An 18,993-nucleotide genomic window follows, 5' to 3' on the forward strand; every position below is an offset into this window, starting at 1 on the left:
GGACGACATGCGGTATCGGCTCGATGTGGTGGCTCCATGCGTCGTCGACGCGGTGACCTTCGCCGGCGGCTGGCTGGTCGACCGGGTGATGGCCGGCTGGGACGTCACGGTGCTCATCGGCGCCGACGAGGATGTCCGCCCGCTGGAGATCCTCGGCGTCGAAACCATGGATCTGGAAAGCGTTCTGGAATCGTGGGATGACCGGCCGCATCCGCACACCGTCGCGGTCGCCGCCGAGTTGTTCAACACCGACGACCGGGTGCGGCAAGGGGTGCTCAACGCCCTGGAGCAGGGTCGCACCGAGGTGACCCTGTGGGGCGAGGGTTGTCCCGAAGAACTGAGCATCAGCCCCGTGCGGCACGAATTATCCGCGGCCGCACGTGCTTTCAAGGCGCAGGCGTTGACAGCAGTCGACGCCTGCGATGCAGTCGTCGGCGCCACCGAGACATTCCGTTGCGGTGTCATGGCGATCCGCTCGGTGCCGGCCGACCTGATCGCGGTGGGCTGACGAGGATGCCCGCTGGGTGGATGCTGAGTGCTACCGGTCAACTTGCTGAAAAGTAGCTGCTGACAACCACTTTGGGATCACCACCGGGCTGGCGAAAGGCGTTTGGGATCTTCTCTAAGGGTAATCCTTAGAGAATGAATACCGTCAAAATGAGAAGACCGTGGGTCCGGGCCTGCGCCACCGTGGTGGCCGCCGGCGGTCTGGGGCTATCCGGCCTCGGGCTGACCACCGGCATTGCTTCGGCTGTCCCTGTTCCTGCACCGGCGGATCACCATCACTGGTGCCCGGGTGATCGCTGGGACTCCGCCTGGGGCGGCAACTCGGACTGGAACAACTGCCATGATTGGGACGACAACTTCCGCGGCGCGCCATACGGATATGGCGTACCGGACTGGGCACCGCCGCCGCCACCGCCGCCGTTCTGGGCGCCGTGGGCGCAGGTGGTCTGGAATCCCAATGTGAGTGCGTGGGGCTTCTGGAACGGGCCTGGAATCTGGATTCCGCTGTAGACCTTGAGTTTGTAGAGCTTGCACCCGAACGCCGTCAGGCATAACCGTCTGCCGTCGTAGTGCTGTGGAACTAGCCCAGATTTTTCGGGGATTATCGCTGGTGACGGCGTGTAGATAAGCGAAAGTGCCTGTCCTGCAAGGGATAATTGGACTTCTCTAGGGTTCAACCATCCTGACGGGAAGGCACTTCGCAGGTGAAGAGTATCGCGGCCGCATCGCGGGTGAAAGTGTCAGCCGACGGCCACGGGGTCGTGTCGCACGCCGGGATGGGCCTACTGCGGGAACTGGCCGACCGGACCGGGTTATCAGCGCAGGTCACCGGGGCTTTGGCCGACACCTACCGCGGGCCGTGGAGCTACGCACCCGGCGAGGTGTTCGCTGATCTGGCCGCGGCGGTCGCCGACGGCGCGGACTGCATTGACGGGGTCGGCCAACTGTGCGGCGACCGTGAGCACGCGTTCGGCGCGAAAGCCTCCACGACCACGATGTGGCGGCTGGTCAATGAGCGCATCGACGCTGCACACCTGCCTGCGGTGCGCGCGGCCCGCGCCAGCGCGCGGGCGGCGGCCTGGGCCGCCGGTGCGGCCCCGAACCGGGTGGCTGGCTGCACATCGACATCGACGCCACCCTGGTGATCGATCACTCCGACAACAAACACGGCGCGACGCCGACCTGGAAGAAGTCGTTCGGGCACCATCCGCTGCTGGCGTTCCTGGACCGCCCCGAGATCGCCGGCGGGGAAGCCCTGGCCGGGCTGCTGCGCAGCGGCAACGCGGGCTCCAACACCGCCAGCGACCACGTCATCGTCCTGGCCCAGGCGCTGGCAGCGCTGCCCGCGCCGTGGCGGCCCGACTCGAGTCGTGGCGGTGATCCCGACCGGCCCCAGGTGCTGGTGCGTTGCGACACCGCCGGAGCCACCCACCGATTCGCCGACGCCTGCCGTGAGCAGGGGGTCGGATTCTCCTTCGGCTACCCCGTCGACGCCCGCGTCCAGGACGCCGTGGACACACTCAACCTTGCCGAGGGCTGGTACCCGGCCATCGACACCGACGGTGGGCTGCGCGACGGCGCCTGGGTCGCCGAGGCCACCACCTTGGTCAACCTCAACAGCTGGCCGCCGGGCACCCGGCTGATCCTGCGCAAAGAGAGACCGCATCCCGGCGCCCAGCTGCGGTTCACCGACACCGACGGGATGCGCGTCACCGCGTTCATCACCGACACACCGCCCGGTGTCGTGGCCGGCCAAGTCGCCGGCCTGGAGTTGCGGCACCGCCAGCACGCCCGCGTCGAGGACCGCATCCGCGAACTCAAGAACGCCGGCCTGCGCAACCTGCCGTGTCACGGCTTCTGGGCCAACGCCGCCTGGCTCGAGATCGTCCTGGCCGCCGCCGACCTGGTCATCTGGGCACGGCTCATCGGATTCACCAGTGATCCGACGCTGGCCCGCGCCGAGATCGCCACGTTCCGCTACCGCGTGCTGCACGTCGCGGCCCGCATCACCCGCGGCGCCCGCCAACTCCGGCTGCGCATCGACGCCACCTGGCGCTGGGCCACCTCGATCGCGACCGCCTGGCAGACGATCCGCACCGCCTTCGGATAACAGCCGGCCTCCTGACCGATCGATCACGAAAGACATACCGGCCCTAGGAAAGCCCGCCCCACCCGGCGACACGGGACCAACCCACCATGCCCTGTGACCGCAGACGTCACCCGACCAACCATCACGCCCTACAGATCCACCGCCATCACCATCGACGAAAAATCCGGGCTAGACTTCCGTAATGTTCTCGGAGACACGGGTATACGCTGAACGGCGATTTGCGCGTCGCCTACCGTGCGTCCCGTGAAGGGTCTGGCGACCTCGTATTCGTCCCCAACTGGTTCACAAATTGCGAGCACCTGCCGGAGATCGGCGGCATCGGTGTGCACATCGGCGCGCGAGTGACCGCATTGGCCGCAGCGAACGATGTCCTGGTGTCCAGCAGGCTGCGCGACCTCATCATCGGGTTTGCGCGCTCGAAGGCACAAAGCTATCGGCTTGGTGTCGGAAACGTAGGCCGCCATTTCCCCGAAGGTGGAATGGCGGTTCATTTCTGCCAGCCGCCGAACAATTTCTGCCACCGGAATTATCCCGCTGACCTCCATGTTTGATGTGTCAGATCGGCAAGATGCACCACCAAACCGCCGACCGAAGGCGTCCGGGCCGCACGACTCGAACACCGCCCGACACATATGGAAGAAGGCTCCGCAATGAAGAAGATCGGATTTGCCACTCTGATCGCCAGTGGCATGGCCGCAGCGGTGTTCGGCTTGGCGGCACCGGCGCAGGCCGAGCCCGTCTCACCGGTCGGCCCGCACTACACCGTTGACAACCACGACGAGATCAACACCACGGGAGGGTTCGTCGACCTGCCCTTCTGATCCGCGGCGACAAGCTCGCTCGGCGTCAGCCCCGGTCGGCACCACAGTGTCGGCCGGGGCTGACGTGGTTGTGCAAGTCAGGCGACGAAGGTGGGCATCGCGGCCCACCCGCGGACCGCGGCGGTTTCCGACGCTACCGCGTTCGGCCAGTCGACCTCCCACTCCGGGAATCGCTTGAGGATCTCCTCCATGGCGATGCGCAGCTCCAACCGAGCCAGCGCATTGCCCATACAGAAATGCGTACCCGCGCCGAAAGTCAGATGCGAATGATGTTCCCGGTGGATGTCGAAGACGTCGCCGTCGGGCGCAAACCTGCGGTGGTCGCGGTTGGCCGCGCCGACCAGCAGCAGCATGGCCGAACCTTCCGGCACGGTCTGGCCGTAGTAGTCGACGTCGCGGGTGACATAGCGGGCAAGCTGCAGCGCCGGTGGTTCCCAGCGCAGGATCTCCTCGATCGCCTGCGGTATCAGTTCAGGGTTCAGGGTCAGGTCGCGCCGTTGATCCGGAACTTCGGCCAGAGTCTTACCGGCCCAACCGAGCAGCCGGGTGGTGGTTTCGGAACCGGCAGTGGCGATGACAGTCAGATACAGCAGCAACTCGTCGCGGCGCAGCTTGCGCATCGTGCCGGTCTCGTCGGTGAATTCGGCGTTGAGTAGATCGGTCATGATGTCGTCGGACGGGTGTTCGGCGCGCCAGTCGATGAACTCTGCGAACACTTCACCGGTGGCCAGTGCTTCTACTGTCTTGCCTTGCAGGGACTCCTCGCCGTGGTCGGTGATCCGCCGCTGCTGATCTTCGGGGATGCCGAGCAGCATGCCGATGACCCGCATCGGCATCTGCTCTCCGAGATCGTTGACGAAGTCGAACTTTTCTGACCCGACCAGCGGATCCAGACAGCGCGTGGTGAACTCGCGGATCTGTGGTTCGAGTGCGAGCACCTTGCGCGGCGTGAACACTCGCGACAGCAGGTTGCGGTGGATGTTGTGGATCGGTGGATCCTCGAAGATCAATGTGCCCGGCGGGATTTCCATGCCGGACTTGATGAGCTCCAGCAGAGCCCCGCGTCCGGAGATAAACGTGTCGTGGTCGATCACGCCCTTGTTGACGTCGTCGTAGCGGCTCAGTGCGTAGAAGCCGTGTTGTTCGTTGTGGTACAGCGGGGCTTCTTCCCTGAACCGGGCGAATACCGGATAGGGATTCATATTGAGGTCGATGTTGTACGGGTCGTAGTACAGATCGGCTTCGGTTGACGTGGGCACAGCTGATCTCCTGACCGGATTGAAAGGTGCTGTGCATCTGCTTAGCAGGCCGAGGATCGCCCGGTCAAGGATTTCTGCGCGGTTGTATCGTCATTACAATAGTTAGGGGAGATGTAACTCAAGATCACAATGCGGTGCGAGTACTTCTAGCAGCCGACGATGAGCACCTTGCCCACCGCGCGCCCGTCGGCGACGAGCCGCAGCGCCTCGGCCGCTTGGGACAGGGGGTACACCGCGCCGACGTGCGGTACGACGGTGCCACTGGCCAGCAGGCTGCGTAGTTCGTCCTCGTTGCGCACGAACTCCTCGGAGGACACGTCCTGGAATTGGAAGCCGAGAACGTGAATACCCTTGACCAGCAACAAGTTCAACGGGATTCGGGGGATGACGCCCGATGCGTACCCGACGGTGACGAACCGTCCACCGCGCCGCAACGACCGCAACGCGGGCTCGGACAATTCCCCGCCGACCGGGTCGATGACGGCATGCGCACCGTCGGGCACGGCCTGCCGCAGCGCGGTGCGAAGGTCACCGTTGCGATGGTTGAGCACCTTGCTTGCGCCGTAAAGTCGTGCTGCTGAGAGTTTTTCCTCCGACGAGGCCACGGCGGTGACCTGGGCACCCAAAGCGGCGGCGAGCTGGACCGCGGCCAACCCGACCCCGCCGCCCGCGCCGAGGATCACGACGTCATCGCCGGAATGGACACGAGCCATCGAGCGCAGGGCGTGATAGGCGGTGCGGTGCGCCACACCGGACGCGGCGGCGGTACGGTCATCGACGCCGTCCGGGATCCGCGCCAGCGATCCCGGGGATACGCACACCTCCTGCGCGAACGCACCGAACATCCCGGAGCCGGCCACCCGATCGCCGATCGCGAAACCGGCGTCCGTACCGGACGTTTCGGTGACCGTGCCGGCGAACTCACTGCCCGGGATGAACGGCACCGGCACATGCATCTGGTACCTGTCGGCCATGAGGAGCACGTCGGGATAGTTGACCGCAGCGGCAACCACCCGAACACGTACCTGCCCGGGCTGCAGCGCGGGGGAGGGCAACTCCTCGATGCGTAGCACCTCCGGTGGTCCGTAGCGCGGGCAGACGGCAGCCTTCACCGGTAGTCGGTGGACTCGGCGAGGTCTGCCGCGGAACGCATCAGCTCGGTGACCACCGCGCCGAACGCCAGCAGCTTCTCGTCGTCGCCGGCACGTTGGAATCCCTGCTCCAGCACGATCGCCAACTTCCACTTGGCCAGCACCAGGTAATAGTCGAGATCGTCGACCTGACGGCCCGACACCTCGGCGTAGTGCGCGACGACCTGGTCGCGCGAGGGCATGCCGCGCATGTCGACGTAATTCATGTCGGACTCGCCGGATTCGCCGGCAGGCCAGCTCTGGACCATCCAGGCGAGATCGAGTTTCGGGTCGCCGACGGTGCCCATTTCCCAATCCACGATCGCGGCCAGCTGCGCGGGTGCGCCGTGCCGGTACATGACGTTGGCGAACTGGTAATCCCCGTGCATGAGGCCCGGCACGAAGTCGAGCGGCCGGTGCGCGCGCAGCCATGTGGTGGCGACCTCGAGGCCCGGCAGGTCACGGTTCTTGATGCGGTCGAGGAAGCCGATCCAGCGGTCCACCTGGCGTTCGTGGAACCCGTCGGGCCGCCCGAGATTGCCGAGGCCGCGTGCCTGCCAATCCACGCGTGCCAGCAGCGCGATGCCCTCGGCCAGCTGATAGCTCAAGCCGGGCCGGGCGGTCAGATCACTGTCGAACGGTTCAGGCCAGCGGCCATGTTGGTCCATCGGTGACCAGCCGTCGACGAAACCCATGAGGTAGAACGGTCGCCCGAGGATCTCGGGATCGGCGCAGACCCCGACGGCCGCGGTGTGCGGAACATCTGTGCCGTCGAGCGCCTCGATGATCCGCCACTCCCGCAGGATGCCCTTGTCGCGGTCGGGCGGGGCGCCGGCCGGCGGCATGCGCAGCACGCAGCTCTGCTCGCCGCGCCGGATCTCGTAGATCACGTTCTGGGTGCCGCCGGAGAGGAATCGGACCTCGACCGGTTCACCCTTGCCCGGCAGGCCGGTGTCGTTCATCCAATCGGCAAGGCGCGCAACATCTATACCGCGCACGTGAGGGGCAGATTCAGATTGCGTCACAGGTTGCCGACCTCCGCGTCGAGGTACTCCGCCAACTGGGCTCGCGCGGCCTCTCGCTTGCCGGGGATCCACTCGGTCGGCCAGGTGCCCTCGGTGGGTTGGTAGTCGCGCAGCACTTGGCGGGCCACCGTGGTCTTGTGCACCTCGGTGGGCCCGTCGGCCAACCCCATCACGGCCGCGCCCGTGACCATGCCCAGGAACGGCATCTCGTTGGTGACTCCCAGGGCACCGTGGATCTGCATTGCCCGCCAGGCGATATCGTGCAGCACGGTTGGCATCACGACCTTGACGGCGGCGATGTCCTTTCGAACCTTCTTGTAGTCGTTGTACTTGTCGATCTCCCACGCGGTGTAGAGCACCATCAACCGGAACTGGAGCAGCTGCGCGTAGGAGTCTGCGATGTAGCCCTGCACGAACTGCTTGTCCGACAACCGGCTGCCCTGGGTGTGTCGGCTCAGGGCCCGCTCACACATCATGTCCAGAGCTTTGCGAGCCAACCCGATGGTGCGCATGGCGTGGTGAATCCGCCCGCCTCCCAAGCGAGTTTGGGCGATGATGAAGGCCTTCCCTTCGCCACCGAGCAGGGCATCGTCGGGTACCCGGACGTTGTCGTAGTGGATCAACGCGTGCGAACCCTCGTTGTCTCGCTCTCCGTACAAGCCGACGTTGCGGACGATCTTCACGCCGGGAGTGTCGGTCGGCACCAGGAACATCGACATGCCCTGGTAGGCACTGACGTCGGGGTCGGTCACCACCATGACGATGAGGAACGACGCGCTTGCGGCGTTGGAGGAGAAGAATTTCCACCCATTGATGATCCAGCTCGACCCATCGCGCACGGCCCGCGTGGTGAACAGCGTCGGGTCGGCCCCGGCATGGGGTTCGGTCATCGAGTAGCACGAGAACAGCTCACCCTCGAGCAGCGGGTGCAGGTAGCGTTCCTTCTGCGCGTCTGTGCCGTAGTGCGCGATGATCTCGGCGTTGCCCGTATCCGGTGCCTGACAGCCGAAAACGATTGGCGCCCACTGCGAGCGGCCGAGGATCTCGTTGAGCAGCGCGAGCTTGAGCTGGCCGTGGCCCTGCCCGCCGAGTTCGGGCCCGAGATGGGTGGCCCACAAGCCCTGACGACGGACCTCGGCTTTCAACGGATCCACCGCATCGCGCCGGCTGCCCGCCAGCGGGGTGAACTGTTGGTGCGGCCACACCAGGTCGAGTGGTTCGACCTTATCGCGGACGAATTCGTCGGCCCAGTCGAGCAACTTCTGGTACTCGGGGTCGGTTTCGAAATCCCAAGCCACGGTTGGGTCCTCCGATCTACTGGTGGTTGAATCCGGTGATGAGAGCGGCGATGTCGCGGGTGACGATGTCGGCGAATGAGCGCTTTCCGTAGCTGCCGCCCGCCCAGTGCCGTACGCCCTCGCTGACAAGGATCTGCGCCAGGTGCGCCAGGTGAGGCACATCGACGTGGTCGGCCAGCCGGCCGTCGGACTGAGCTCGGGCGAACAGTGCGCCGAACATGTCGGCACCTTCCTCGTCGGGCGTCGGGGCGCCGGCCAGGATGCGGTGCTCGTGCCGGTAGCCCTCAAGGATGGTTTCAATGACGAGTTCCGGAGGGTTGCGGGCCATGGACCGTTCCAAACTCCGTAGCCCCTGGCCTATCACCTCCACCAGGTCGTAGTCGGCGCCGGTCAACGACTCCATGCGCCGTTGCGCCGAACGCGTGGACAGCAGCCCGACCTCGAACAGCACATCCTCTTTGGCGGGGAAGTAGAAGTAGAACAGCGCGCGGGACACCCCGGCGGCCCGGCAGATGTCGGCGACCGTCGTTTTCGCGTAGCCGTTGGTCCGCCACAACGCCATCGCGGCCTGCACCAACTCGCGTTTGGTCCGATGCGATCGGGCCCGCTGAAACGATGCTCGGCGCTGACTACCGTCAGCCGCGGAAGGTGCGTCTGAGCGAGGCATATCCGGACTGTAACAGGGTATCGAGTTCGTGAAAATAGTCGACGTGCGTCTAACTAACGCTTGGCTCGAGACGGTTGGCCGTCCTCGCCCGGCGCCCTACATTGACGCGCAACCAACGCTGTGGAAATGTTATGTTCAAAGATGAGAGCCGCATTCTCATGACCGTGCGGCTGGAACGGGAGCAGCGCATGGCGATCGACCCAACCGGTATCGATTTCTTCCGCGATGAACGATTGGTCGACGACCCGTATCCGTTCTTCGAGGCGCTCCGCGACAAGTGTCCGGTCAGCCGGGAGGACCACTACGGCGTGACCATGGTGACCGGCTGGGACGAAGCGGTGGCGGTCTACAACGACGAAGAGACCTTCTCGTCGTGCATCTCGGTGACGGGGCCCTTCCCGGGATTTCCGGTCCCGCTGGAAGGCCGCAGCGCCGACGACGTGACCGCTCTGATCGAAAAGCACCGCAACGAACTGCCCTTCAGTGACCAGCTGCCGACCCTGGACCCCCCGACCCATACCGATCACCGCTCATTGCTGATGCGGCTCATCACGCCCAAGCGCCTCAAGGAGAACGAGGACGCGATGTGGCAGCTCGCCGACGAGGTGCTCGACACGTATCTGGCCCCGGGCGAAGGCGACTTCATCAAGGGATTCGCGAGCCCGTTCACGCTGCTGGTCATCGCCGACCTGCTCGGCATCCCGGCCGAGGATCGCGCCGGGTTTGTCGATGGCATCAAACGACATTCCGGCGGCGGAGTCGGGAGCACCAGCAAGGAATCGCTCTCGCACAGTCCGCTGGAATTCCTGTACGGGCAGTTCTCCGATTACGTCGCCGACCGTCGCGCCCACCCCCGCGAGGACGTGCTGACCGGACTTGCCGAGGCCACCTTCCCCGATGGCTCGGTCCCCGATGTCGGCGACGTTGCCCGCGTGGCCACCAACGTGTTCTCCGCCGGACAGGAAACCACGGTGCGGCTGCTGAGCACCGCGCTCAAGGTGCTGGGGGAGCAGCCCGACATTCAGCGGCGACTGCGCGAAGACCGCAGCCTCATCCCGAATTTCATCGAAGAGGCACTGCGCATCGAGAGCCCCGTCAAAGGCGACTTCCGGTTGTCGCGCTGCCCGGTCACCGTCGGGGACACCGAATTGAGCGCAGGCGCAACGGTAATGGTGCTCAACGGTGCGGCCAACCGGGATCCGCGGCGCTTTGAGCACCCGGATACCTTCGACCCGGCCCGCAAGAACGCCCGTCAGCACCTGGCCTTCGGTCGCGGCATCCACAGCTGCCCCGGCGCACCCCTGGCCCGTGCGGAGACCCGCGTCGGTATCGAACGGCTGCTCGACCGCACGACGGACATCCGGATCTCCGAGACCAAGCACGGGCCGGCCGGTGAGCGGCGCTACACCTACATCCCGACCTTCATCCTGCGCGGACTCACCGAATTGCACCTGGAGTTCGACGTCCGATGAAGGTGACCGTCGACGAGGATCGCTGTCGCGGACACGGCATGTGCCTGACGATGTGCCCTGAGATCTTCAGCCTGTCCGACGACGGTTACGCGGTGGCCGACCCTGAGGATGTGCCTCCGGAGTTGCAGGATTCCGCTCGTGAGGCCGTCGCGAACTGTCCCGAGCGGGCAATCATCGAAACTAATGACTGATCAAGGAGATTCGTCCATGGCCGGTGCGCCCAAGGGGTATGTGATCATCACCGAGGATGTCAAGGATCCGGCCGGTATGGCCGAATACGGCAAGCTCGCCATGCAGGCGATGGCCGGTGCGACCATCGTGGCCGTCGCCCAGAAACCCGAAGTGATCGAGGGTTCGTGGCATGGCACGCAAACGGTGGTGCTGGAGTTCGACTCGGTGGATGCGGCGCGGGAATGGTATTACTCCGATGCCTATCAGGCGGCCGCAAAGGTGCGCGCCCGCGCCGCCGAGTGCAACGGTGTCATCTTCTCGGGCTTCCCGACCTGAACTTCCATGCGTTTCAGCATCACCCATCCGATGCACACTCACCCGTACCATCCGGATCTGGTGAGTGGGTCTGGAGTGGCCGCGGTTGCCGCCGCGGCCGAAGCGGCGGGATTTGACGGCTTCGGCTTCACCGACCATCCCGCGCCGTCGCAACGGTGGCTGGACGCGGGGGGACACGATGCGGTGGATCCGTTCGTGGCCATGGCATTCGCCGCCGCGGGTACAACGACGCTACGGCTGGTGCCCAACATCGTGGTGCTGCCGTACCGAAACCCGTTCGTGGTGGCCAAAGCCGGTGCGACGCTCGACCTGATGTCGGGTGGACGGTTCACTCTGGCGGTCGGGGTCGGTTACCTCAAGCGAGAATTCGCAGCGCTCGGCGTCGACTACGACGAACGTGCCGAGTTGTTCGGCGAGGCGCTCGCGGTGATCCGCGGCATCTGGACCACCGACGAATTCTCCTTCGAAGGGCGTCATTTCAGTGCCCGTGGCATCACGGCCCACCCGCGGCCGGTGAGTGCACCCCATCCACCGATCTGGATCGGCGGCAACACCGGCGCCGCGCGCGCCCGGGTGGCCAGACACGGGGACGGCTGGTGCCCGTTTGCCGCACCGCCCGGTTTGGCGCAGACCGCGGGCACCGCGGCGATCGACTCCCTGGACCGGTTGGCCGCGGGCATCGACGATCTGCGGGCCCGGCTGGACGCGGAGGAGCGTGACCCGTCGTCAATCGACATCGTGTTCAACAACTTCGACGGCGGCAGCCCCGGCACCGATGATTTCGATGCCGACGCCTACTTGAGCGGTGTGGAGAAGCTCGCCGCGCTCGGCGTCACCTGGCTGCACGTGTCACTGCCCGGCGACAGTCTGAGCCATGCGCTGGAAGCCATCGAGCAGTTCGGCGAGGCGGTGATCGCAGCGGCGTAGACCGTTGGCCCTGCGTGCATGGTGCCCGCCACTCGCACGTGTGCGCCCTGGGCGCAGACTCGACGGTGGTCAGGCCGGAACTACTCGTCGTCGATCGAGATGGCCTGCCGAGGGCACTGCCGCACCGCCTCGCGGATCTGCGCCTCGTTCTCCGGCGTCACGTCCTCCTGCAATATGTGCAGATAGTCCTGGTCGTCGAGGTCGAACACCTCGGGGATGATGCCCATGCACACCGCATTGCTTTCACACAGGCCGAAATCGACGTGCACCTTGCTCATGACAGCCTCCTCACCGGCACATGGGAGTAGCCCGCCACATTTTGCATGTGAACCCGTTGCAGGCCATCCCAGTTCACCTCGTAGCGTGGCATGAAGTCGAGGAGTTTCTCCAGTGCGATGCAGCTTTCCATCCGCGCCAGCGCCGCACCGAGACAACTGTGGATCCCGTAACCGAGGCCCAGATTCTGTGCCTCGGTGCGATCGCGGTCGATGTCGAAGGCGTCAGCCTCGGTGAACGCGTCGGGATCGCGGTTGGCAGCGGCACTGATGAGGAACACCGCCTTGCCTGCCGGAATGGTGCCGCTGGGTACGTCGGCCTCCTTGAGGGTGTAGCGCACGTTGTACTGGACGGGGCCCTCGTAGCGCAGCAACTCTTCGACGGCGGCCGGGATCTTGTCACGATCGTCGAGCAGCTTCTGCCACTGCTCGGGATGGCGGGCGAACAACACCATTGCGGTGCCGACCAGCTTGGTCACGGTCTCGGCCCCGGCCCCGCCGAGAAGGGTGGCGAAGCCGGTGATCTCGATGTCGTCGAGCCGCCGCAGCTGACCGTCCTCGCCGGGGATCTCGGCCGCGATCAGCCGGCTGATCATGTCGTCCTGTGGGTTATCGCGACGCTTCTGCACCAGCGAGTAGTAGTAGATGGCGGTATCCATGGTGGCCTGCATGCCTGCCTCGGAATAGCCGATCTGCCCGGGTTCGCGCGAGAGACTGGCGTCGATCCAGTGCCGAACCTGCTGGCGGTACTCCGGATCGACGCCGGCCATCCGGGTGATGACCTCGACCGGGAACGGGCCCGAGAAGTCCTGCACGACATCGAATTCGTCGGAGTCTATCTGCCCGAGGAAGTGATCGATCTGCTCGATCACGGTGTCCTTCTGGGCCTGGATCGCCCGTGGGGTGAACGCCTTGTTGAGCAGGCTGCGCATGTGGCGGTGGTCGGGTGGATCCATGAAGATGATCGATTTCTGCGGCGGTTCGTCGCTCTGCACCATCGCCAGATCGCAGCCGCGCGACGAGGAGAACGCGTCGTGGTTCTTCAGGGCGGCTGCAACGTCGTCGTGCCGGGTCAGCGCATAGAAGTCGAGTTCAGCGTTGTAGTACAGCGGTGCGTCCTGGCGCATCCGCCGGTACATGTCGAACGGATCGTTGAAGAACTCTTCGGAGAACGGGTCGAAAATCACCTGGGGCTTGGTCATTTGGCTCCTCCTTCACGGCTGGCTGCTGCCGGAAGCACCGCAACGAGCGTTACGGGAAACTGACGAACTGTAACGGTAACAGTAACGGCCTTCGGGGTGGTTGAAAAGGGAAATCAGCGCAGTCCGGCGTCGACCACGGTGTCCAACAGCCCCAGGTCGGTGTCCAGGTCGGCCGCGGTGCTGCGTACCACGGCCACATCCTTGCCGATGAACTCGCCGACCCTGCTGATGAACGCATCTGCTGAACCCGTCGCGGCGATGCCACTGAGGGCGCGACTGCCCGCACTGCCGTTGACCAATGCCTTGAGCAGGGTGGGTTCGTCGATGCCGAGCCGGCCGCCGAGCCGAACCCCTTCGGCCACCAGTCCGATCTGCGCGGCGAACAGTGTGTTGTTGATGAGCTTGACGCGCTGCCCGGCGCCGAGTGGGCCGACATGCAGTACCGGGTCGGCGTAGCTCTCCAACGCCGGCCGGGCGTGTGCCACCGCCCGGTCGGTTCCGCCGGCGAACACCGTCAACTGGGCGGCGGCGATATCGTGCGGGCCCCCGCTGACCGGTGCATCGATGACGCCGACGTGACGTGGCGCGGCCAGTGCCGCGATCTGCTCGGCGGTGTGAGGACTTCCGGTGGTGTGCACGACCAGCACCGACTCCGGACCCATGGCGGAGGTGAGGTCGGCTTCGACGCAGATCTCGCGGACCTGTTCGTCGGTGAACACACAGACGATCACCACGTCCGCTCCGTCGGCCACCGCGGCGTGATCCGAGGCCGCAGCCGCACCCAATTCGGTGAGAGCGTCGCACTTTTCGGGTGTTCTACCCAGTGCGGTGACGTGGTGTCCGAAGGCCACCAGCCGGCTGACCATGGGTGTGCCCATGCGGCCCGCCCCGATGAAGCCGACGCGCATCAGCGGGCGTGGTTCATCAGGAGCAGTGCGGCGTCCGCAGCATTGAAAACCGCTCCCTCCGGAGCGGACGCGGCGCCGGCCAGGCTGGCAGCATGGCGGCAATCCTTCTGCAGTAGTGCCCCCGCGATCGGCGCGAGATTGTCCAGGGTGCCGCCGAACATCGCGATACTGTTGAGCGCCTTGCTGGTGGCCGACCCGCGGGTGATCACCTCGCACAGCCGGTCGCGCGGAACGCCCAGCGCCTCACCGAGTTCCAGCGTGCTCATCGCGGCACCGAGGTTGGCACTGAACAAGAGGTTGTTCAGGATCTTCGCGACCTGGCCGCTACCCACGGCACCGAGGTGCACGATCGGGTCGGCATAGGTGGCGAACACCGGCCGGGCCCGTTCGACGACGTCGTCGTCGCCGCCGACCATGACCAGCAGGGTGCCTGCTGTGGCCGCGGGCTCGCCGCCGCTCACCGGTGCGTCGATCACCGAGATGTCGTGCTGTGCAGCCAGAGTCGCTATCTCGCGGCAGGTGTCGGGATGCACGGTGGAATGGATGGCGATGATGCCGCCGGGCGCGAGGCCTGTCAGCACTCCGGTATCGCCGCCGAGCACTTCCCTCACGTCGTCGTCGCCCACCACGCACAGGCACACCAGATCGCTCGCGGCGGCCAACTCGGCCGGCGTGCCGGCGACCTTGGCCGCGGTGTCGGCGAACGGTTCGACCGACGCGGGCCGACGTGCCCACAGTGTGGTCTCGTAGCCACCTTCGGTGATCCGGCGCGCCATGGGGGCGCCCTGGCTGCCCAACCCGATGAACCCGACACGCATCAACCTGCCTCCACTTCCGAATCGGTGCGGCCCCGCGTGGCCACGCAGTCTTCGACGAACGACAACACCCGCCGGTGATAATGCCCGGCCGTCAGCCCGACACTCAGGTTGTGTCCGGAGTCGGCGAGCTCACCGACATCCACGTGCGGCGCCGAGCCGAACATCGCGCCGATCGCCGCCAACGCCGTGGCATCCGACTCCCACACGCTCTCGTGATCCCCGGCGAGAAATTGCACCGGGCTGATGATCTTGGCGGCGAGTTGCGGAAAGTCCTGTGTGGCCCAGGTTTTGATGACATCGGCCTCGTAGGCGGTACCGGCCGACGAGAGACCGTTGCCGATGACGTCAGGTGGGTACAGCCGGGCCGGCTCCCACAGGAGGTCACGTAGCCCACGGGGCCGGTGGTCGATCGCCGCATTCTTGAGGATCTCCTGGGCCGCGGCCTGATATCGACGGCCCGTGCCGGCCAATGAGATGCCCAGCACGTCGGGGCCTCCGTCGACGGCCATCCGGACCGCCAGTTCACATCCCATCGAATGGCCCAGCACGAACACGGCACCCGGTCCGGCGATGCGGTGGACCGCACCGAACGCCAGCGCCACGCGTTGGTCGGGATGGGCCATGGCGTCCGGGTAGGCTGCCGACGCGCCATATCCCGGCCGATCGAGCCCGATCACGGTGCAGCCGTTGGCCACTGCGGCGCGCAGCAGCGAAAGTTCCGGGTGTCCAGGGCAATCGAAGTACACCGATGTGGTGGCCCCGCCATGCAACGCCACGATGACGGCGCGGGGATCGGCGGCCTCTGCGACGAGCGCGGACATCGGGACACCGTCGACCATCACGACGCGGGGGTGCGGAACCGTCTTGTCCATGACGCTCAATCGTCCGTCCGCAACAGAAGCACACCGCTGGGGGTCAGGCCACCTGAACTGGCCACGGCCACCGTGGCATTGGCGACCTGGCGGTCGCCGGCCTCGCCGCGCAGTTGACTGACCGCTTCGTGGATCAGGCCCATCCCGTGGGTGCGGCCGTGGGACAACTGCCCACCGTGGGTGTTCAGCGGCAGGACGCCGTCGCGCGCGATGTTGTGGCCGCCGTCGAGGAAGTCTTTGGCCTCGCCGATGCCGCAGAAGCCGAGGGCTTCGATCCAGGACAGACAGTTGAAGCTGAAGCCGTCGTAGAGTTCGGCAACGTCGACGTCTTCGGGCCGCAATGAGGTTCGCGACCACAGGTGCGCGGATTGGCCCAGCACCTGCGGTTCGTGAGTCATGGTGGTCTGATCCCAGTCGGTGCGTTCGATGATCTGCGTGCCCACCGCCTCGAACCGGATCGCCGGCTTGGCGAGGTCGCGTGCCGCGTCGATGGCGGAGACGATCACGGCCACCGCACCGTCGCACGGCACATCACAATCGTAGAGCCCGAACGGCGTGGTAATGGTGCGCGCCGACAGGTAGTCCTCCATCGTGAGCGGGTCCCGGTAGATGGCCGTCGGGTTCAATGCGGCGTTCGCACGTTGGTTCAGTGCGATCCAGCCCAGGGTTTCACGGGTGGTGCCGTACCGGTGGAAATGGCGTCCGGCGTTCTGCGCCAAAGTATGTGCTGCCGAGGTGGCGCCGTACGGGTGTTGCCAGCTGGTGGTGCGGCCGCTCATCGGTGGCGCGAGTTTGCCCTCCTTGACCAGTTGGCCGAAGGTCGCCTCCCACAGGGTGCGGAAGCACAGCACATGCCGGGCCATGCCGGTGGCGACGGCCATCATGGCGGCGATCACCGAACCGCCCGGCCCGAAGGTGTCCATGCCACCGTTGATCCACGTGGGCCGTAGGCCCAGGGCACCCTCCAGCGCGGTGACGCCGCCCTCGCCCATGCCGGCTACATCGAGTCCCGGATAGGTGGACAGGCCATCGATGTCGTCGAGGGTGAGCCCGGCATCAGCGACCGCGGCCTCACAGGCCTCGATGGTCAATGCCAGCGGTGGCACCATCAACCGGCGCCCGAGGCGGGAGGCGCCGATCCCGGTGATGGCCGAGTGGTCCTCGAACTTCTGGGTGCCCAGCATCGGTCGGACGTGTTTGGCGAAGTCCTCGGGCGCGATGAGATCGACGGGCTCAGGGGTGGGCGTGAGGTCTGCCGCCGGGCGGAAGACAGGCAGCCAGATATCGTCGAGCTGCTGGAAGGTGACCTCCACCGGTTGTCCCAGCTGGAGGTTGTCGGGATCGGCGTCGACGATGTTGGTGGTCAGCCGGACGCGGGGATCCTCGACGATGGCTACCTCGGCCACGACGTACGGCGGCGGCAGGTCGGGAAAACCGAAGCGGTGGTTGACAGTGAATCCGGCCAGTGAACCGCGGCCCGAGACCTCGCGGGGTCGGAGTTCGTGGCTCCGGCAGTACCGGCACACCGGCTGCGGTGGGTGGATGAGCGCATTGCAGTCGAGGCATTCCTGGATGCGCAATACCCCGTCGGCGCCCGCGGTCCAGAAGTATTCGTTCAGCGCGGTGACCGTGGGTAGTGGCCGGCCCGGTATCTCTGACAACTCGACTCCCTAGCCGGCTTCGACGGCGGACCGTTGTTCGGACAACTCGATGATCGCGTGCACCGGACAGTCCAGCAGAGCACGCTTGACCGCGTCGTGATCGGCCTCCGGAACCGTGCCGTCGCCCGCCAGCGAGGCATATCCCCAGTCATCGAGCGGGAAGTACTCCGGCGCGTGCTTGGCGCACAGCCCGAACCCGTCGCACATCGTGCGGTCCAGCTTGATCCTCATACCCCCACCACCTCGTCGAGTCGTTCCACCTCGTACGGTCGCACCGCTGTGAACGCGCCGGAACGGCATGCCGGGCAGGCGTTTTCGAGGTGGCTGTGCACGAGGTCGGGGAACTGGGTCAGGAGGCCGGCCGCCACATTCGCCGCGCCGTCGAGGGTGGCGCACGCACCCCGGCCACGCAGCACCACCGACCAGCGCTGCAGCCGGGCCACGTCGTCCTCACCGGCCATGCCGTCGCGCAGCGCGGCCATCACCGCCGCCATGGCCGCCGTGCCGTTGAAACAGGACCCGCACTGTCCGGCGTTCTCCCGGTCGAAGTAGGTGAGCACCGACGCGGCGACCGCCACCGGGCAGTCGTCGGTGAGTACCGTGATCGCGCCGCAGCCCAGGCCGCTGCCGAGTTCCCGGATCGTCTCGTGATCCAGGGTGGCCCCGAGGATGTCGCGATTGAGCAGCCCGGCGAAGTACCCGCCCATGAGCGCCCCGGTGACCTGCTGCAGGGGAATGCCGTGCAGCGTCAGCAGATCCGCGACCGCGATGCCGTGCGGCAGCTCGTAGAGGGCGGCCGGACGGCCTGCACCGGTGATGGTGGCCAGGAAGGTGCCCGGCGACGCATCGGTGCCGGCGGTGCGGAACTGGGTCGCTCCGTGGATGTTCAGGTACGCCAGCTGAGCCAGGGTCTCGACATTGCTCACCAGCGTCGGAAACCCGCCGACACCCTGCTCGAATGGCCGTGGTGGCTTGTCGGTGGGTTTGGCCGGACCACCGTTGATCACGTGGACCGCTGCGGTCTCCTCACCGGCCACGTAGCCCGGTGCGACGAGCACGAATTCGATGGGCAGCGAGCCCAATTCGCCGCCAAGCTCGCCGAGCGCGGCCTGCGCATGCTCGGCGGCCTGGCGGTCGGACACGTACAGATAGGCGTGCTGGGCGCCGATCACCGTGGCCGCCAGCCGCAGGCCGTCGAGAACTGCATGGGGCCGGTTGCGCAGCAGCCAGCGGTCCTTGATCGATGTCGGTTCACCTTCTTCGCCGTTGGCGATCGCCACGGCTCCGCCGGCCTCGCGTCCGTTGTCGCGTACCGCACGCAGCTTGACCGCCAGCGGGAAGGCCGCTCCACCACGGCCGAGTAGACCGCTGGCCTGCACTTCGCCGAGTAGTCGGTCCGGATCGTCAAGGCAGGCATAGCCACCGGATCGCAGGTAATCGGTGAGTGTCTCCGTGCGCAACAGGCGCGGCGTCAGACCCGGCCATGCCGCGGCGGTGAGATCGGCTGTCATGGTCACATCCCGTCCCCGGCTAC

Annotated in this window: 20 protein-coding genes and 2 pseudogenes; 8 read left to right on the forward strand and 14 right to left on the reverse strand. The window is 66.1% G+C overall.

From position 1 onward, the window contains the following. Positions 1–7: 7 nt before the first annotated feature. The 3 genes and pseudogenes from BTO20_RS10595 to BTO20_RS10605 all read left to right on the forward strand — a co-directional run bounded on the left by BTO20_RS10595 (position 8) and on the right by BTO20_RS10605 (position 2,617). Positions 8–508 carry a hypothetical protein gene (locus BTO20_RS10595; RefSeq protein WP_087081911.1) on the forward strand — a complete coding sequence of 167 codons (501 nt, stop codon included), beginning with the start codon at positions 8–10 and terminating at the stop codon, positions 506–508. Positions 509–642: 134 nt separating this feature from the next. Next, the gene (locus BTO20_RS10600) at positions 643–1,017 is read left to right on the forward strand and encodes a hypothetical protein (RefSeq protein WP_198344326.1); all 375 of its coding nucleotides are present in this window, start codon (positions 643–645) and stop codon (positions 1,015–1,017) included. 194 nt (positions 1,018–1,211) lie between these two features. Next, positions 1,212–2,617 (forward strand): annotated as a pseudogene (locus BTO20_RS10605) (IS1380 family transposase). Between the two features lie 128 nt (positions 2,618–2,745). Here BTO20_RS10605 and BTO20_RS39245 read toward each other — a convergent pair. After that, the gene (locus BTO20_RS39245; RefSeq protein WP_157680182.1) at positions 2,746–3,162 is read right to left on the reverse strand and encodes a hypothetical protein; all 417 of its coding nucleotides are present in this window, start codon (positions 3,160–3,162) and stop codon (positions 2,746–2,748) included. Between the two features lie 105 nt (positions 3,163–3,267). Between BTO20_RS39245 and BTO20_RS39875 the strand changes: the two genes are divergently transcribed. After that, on the forward strand, positions 3,268–3,438 hold the full coding sequence (locus tag BTO20_RS39875; protein ID WP_198344327.1) for a hypothetical protein: 171 nt from the start codon (positions 3,268–3,270) through the stop codon (positions 3,436–3,438). A gap of 77 nt (positions 3,439–3,515) precedes the next feature. Here the strand turns inward: BTO20_RS39875 and BTO20_RS10615 are convergent, their stop codons facing one another. The 5 genes from BTO20_RS10615 to BTO20_RS10635 form a co-directional block, all read right to left on the reverse strand. After that, on the reverse strand, positions 3,516–4,640 hold the full coding sequence (locus BTO20_RS10615) for a cytochrome P450 (protein ID WP_087081914.1): 1,125 nt from the start codon (positions 4,638–4,640) through the stop codon (positions 3,516–3,518). A gap of 203 nt (positions 4,641–4,843) precedes the next feature. Next, positions 4,844–5,809: an NADPH:quinone oxidoreductase family protein gene (locus BTO20_RS10620; RefSeq protein WP_087075660.1), complete on the reverse strand. Its 966-nt coding sequence runs from the start codon at positions 5,807–5,809 to the stop codon at positions 4,844–4,846. Further along, positions 5,806–6,789, reverse strand: a complete 984-nt coding sequence (locus BTO20_RS10625; RefSeq protein ID WP_087075662.1) for a phosphotransferase family protein — start codon at positions 6,787–6,789, stop codon at positions 5,806–5,808. Before BTO20_RS10625 ends, BTO20_RS10620 begins: the two co-directional genes overlap by 4 nt. Positions 6,790–6,848: 59 nt before the next feature. Further along, positions 6,849–8,150, reverse strand: coding sequence for an acyl-CoA dehydrogenase family protein (locus tag BTO20_RS10630; protein ID WP_087075664.1), 1,302 nt, complete (start codon positions 8,148–8,150; stop codon positions 6,849–6,851). 16 nt (positions 8,151–8,166) lie between these two features. Then, positions 8,167–8,817, reverse strand: coding sequence for a TetR/AcrR family transcriptional regulator (locus BTO20_RS10635; protein ID WP_198344328.1), 651 nt, complete (start codon positions 8,815–8,817; stop codon positions 8,167–8,169). 188 nt (positions 8,818–9,005) lie between these two features. Here BTO20_RS10635 and BTO20_RS10640 point away from each other — a divergent pair, with 188 nt between their 5' ends. Genes BTO20_RS10640 through BTO20_RS10655 form a run of 4 tightly spaced genes read left to right on the forward strand, consistent with a single transcriptional unit; the run spans position 9,006 to position 11,723 of the window. After that, a complete protein-coding gene (locus tag BTO20_RS10640; RefSeq protein ID WP_087081916.1) occupies positions 9,006–10,289 on the forward strand; it encodes a cytochrome P450 in 1,284 nt (427 codons plus the stop codon). Further along, complete coding sequence (locus BTO20_RS10645; protein WP_087075668.1) at positions 10,286–10,480, forward strand: ferredoxin; 195 nt, start codon at positions 10,286–10,288, stop codon at positions 10,478–10,480. Before BTO20_RS10640 ends, BTO20_RS10645 begins: the two co-directional genes overlap by 4 nt. Continuing rightward, positions 10,473–10,796 carry a DUF1330 domain-containing protein gene (locus BTO20_RS10650; RefSeq protein WP_408632164.1) on the forward strand — a complete coding sequence of 108 codons (324 nt, stop codon included), beginning with the start codon at positions 10,473–10,475 and terminating at the stop codon, positions 10,794–10,796. Before BTO20_RS10645 ends, BTO20_RS10650 begins: the two co-directional genes overlap by 8 nt. Before the next feature lie 6 nt (positions 10,797–10,802). Beyond that, complete coding sequence (locus BTO20_RS10655; protein WP_087075672.1) at positions 10,803–11,723, forward strand: LLM class F420-dependent oxidoreductase; 921 nt, start codon at positions 10,803–10,805, stop codon at positions 11,721–11,723. Between the two features lie 80 nt (positions 11,724–11,803). Here BTO20_RS10655 and BTO20_RS10660 read toward each other — a convergent pair whose 3' ends face one another. The 8 genes and pseudogenes from BTO20_RS10660 to BTO20_RS10695 form a co-directional block, all read right to left on the reverse strand. Further along, positions 11,804–12,001 (reverse strand): ferredoxin, encoded by a 198-nt coding sequence (locus tag BTO20_RS10660; protein ID WP_087075674.1) that lies wholly within the window; start codon positions 11,999–12,001, stop codon positions 11,804–11,806. Beyond that, complete coding sequence (locus BTO20_RS10665; protein ID WP_087075676.1) at positions 11,998–13,200, reverse strand: cytochrome P450; 1,203 nt, start codon at positions 13,198–13,200, stop codon at positions 11,998–12,000. The genes BTO20_RS10660 and BTO20_RS10665 overlap by 4 nt, the downstream gene beginning before the upstream one ends. A 113-nt stretch (positions 13,201–13,313) precedes the next feature. Beyond that, entirely contained in the window at positions 13,314–14,108 is a 795-nt protein-coding gene (locus BTO20_RS10670; protein WP_087075678.1) for an NAD(P)-dependent oxidoreductase, read from the reverse strand. Then, the gene (locus BTO20_RS10675) at positions 14,108–14,926 is read right to left on the reverse strand and encodes an NAD(P)-dependent oxidoreductase (RefSeq protein ID WP_087075680.1); all 819 of its coding nucleotides are present in this window, start codon (positions 14,924–14,926) and stop codon (positions 14,108–14,110) included. The genes BTO20_RS10670 and BTO20_RS10675 overlap by 1 nt, the downstream gene beginning before the upstream one ends. Next, positions 14,926–15,798: an alpha/beta fold hydrolase gene (locus tag BTO20_RS10680; RefSeq protein WP_087075682.1), complete on the reverse strand. Its 873-nt coding sequence runs from the start codon at positions 15,796–15,798 to the stop codon at positions 14,926–14,928. Before BTO20_RS10680 ends, BTO20_RS10675 begins: the two co-directional genes overlap by 1 nt. Positions 15,799–15,803: 5 nt before the next feature. Beyond that, a complete protein-coding gene (locus BTO20_RS10685; RefSeq protein ID WP_087075684.1) occupies positions 15,804–17,459 on the reverse strand; it encodes a thiolase C-terminal domain-containing protein in 1,656 nt (551 codons plus the stop codon). A 30-nt stretch (positions 17,460–17,489) separates the two neighbouring features. Continuing rightward, positions 17,490–17,690: pseudogene (locus BTO20_RS10690) on the reverse strand (ferredoxin); the annotation flags it as partial. Next, positions 17,687–18,976, reverse strand: coding sequence for an NADH-ubiquinone oxidoreductase-F iron-sulfur binding region domain-containing protein (locus BTO20_RS10695; RefSeq protein WP_087075688.1), 1,290 nt, complete (start codon positions 18,974–18,976; stop codon positions 17,687–17,689). The gene BTO20_RS10695 and the pseudogene BTO20_RS10690, both read right to left, overlap by 4 nt. Positions 18,977–18,993 lie beyond the last annotated feature (17 nt).

It is taken from the genome of Mycobacterium dioxanotrophicus, assembly GCF_002157835.1.
Classification (GTDB): Bacteria; Actinomycetota; Actinomycetes; order Mycobacteriales; family Mycobacteriaceae; genus Mycobacterium; species Mycobacterium dioxanotrophicus.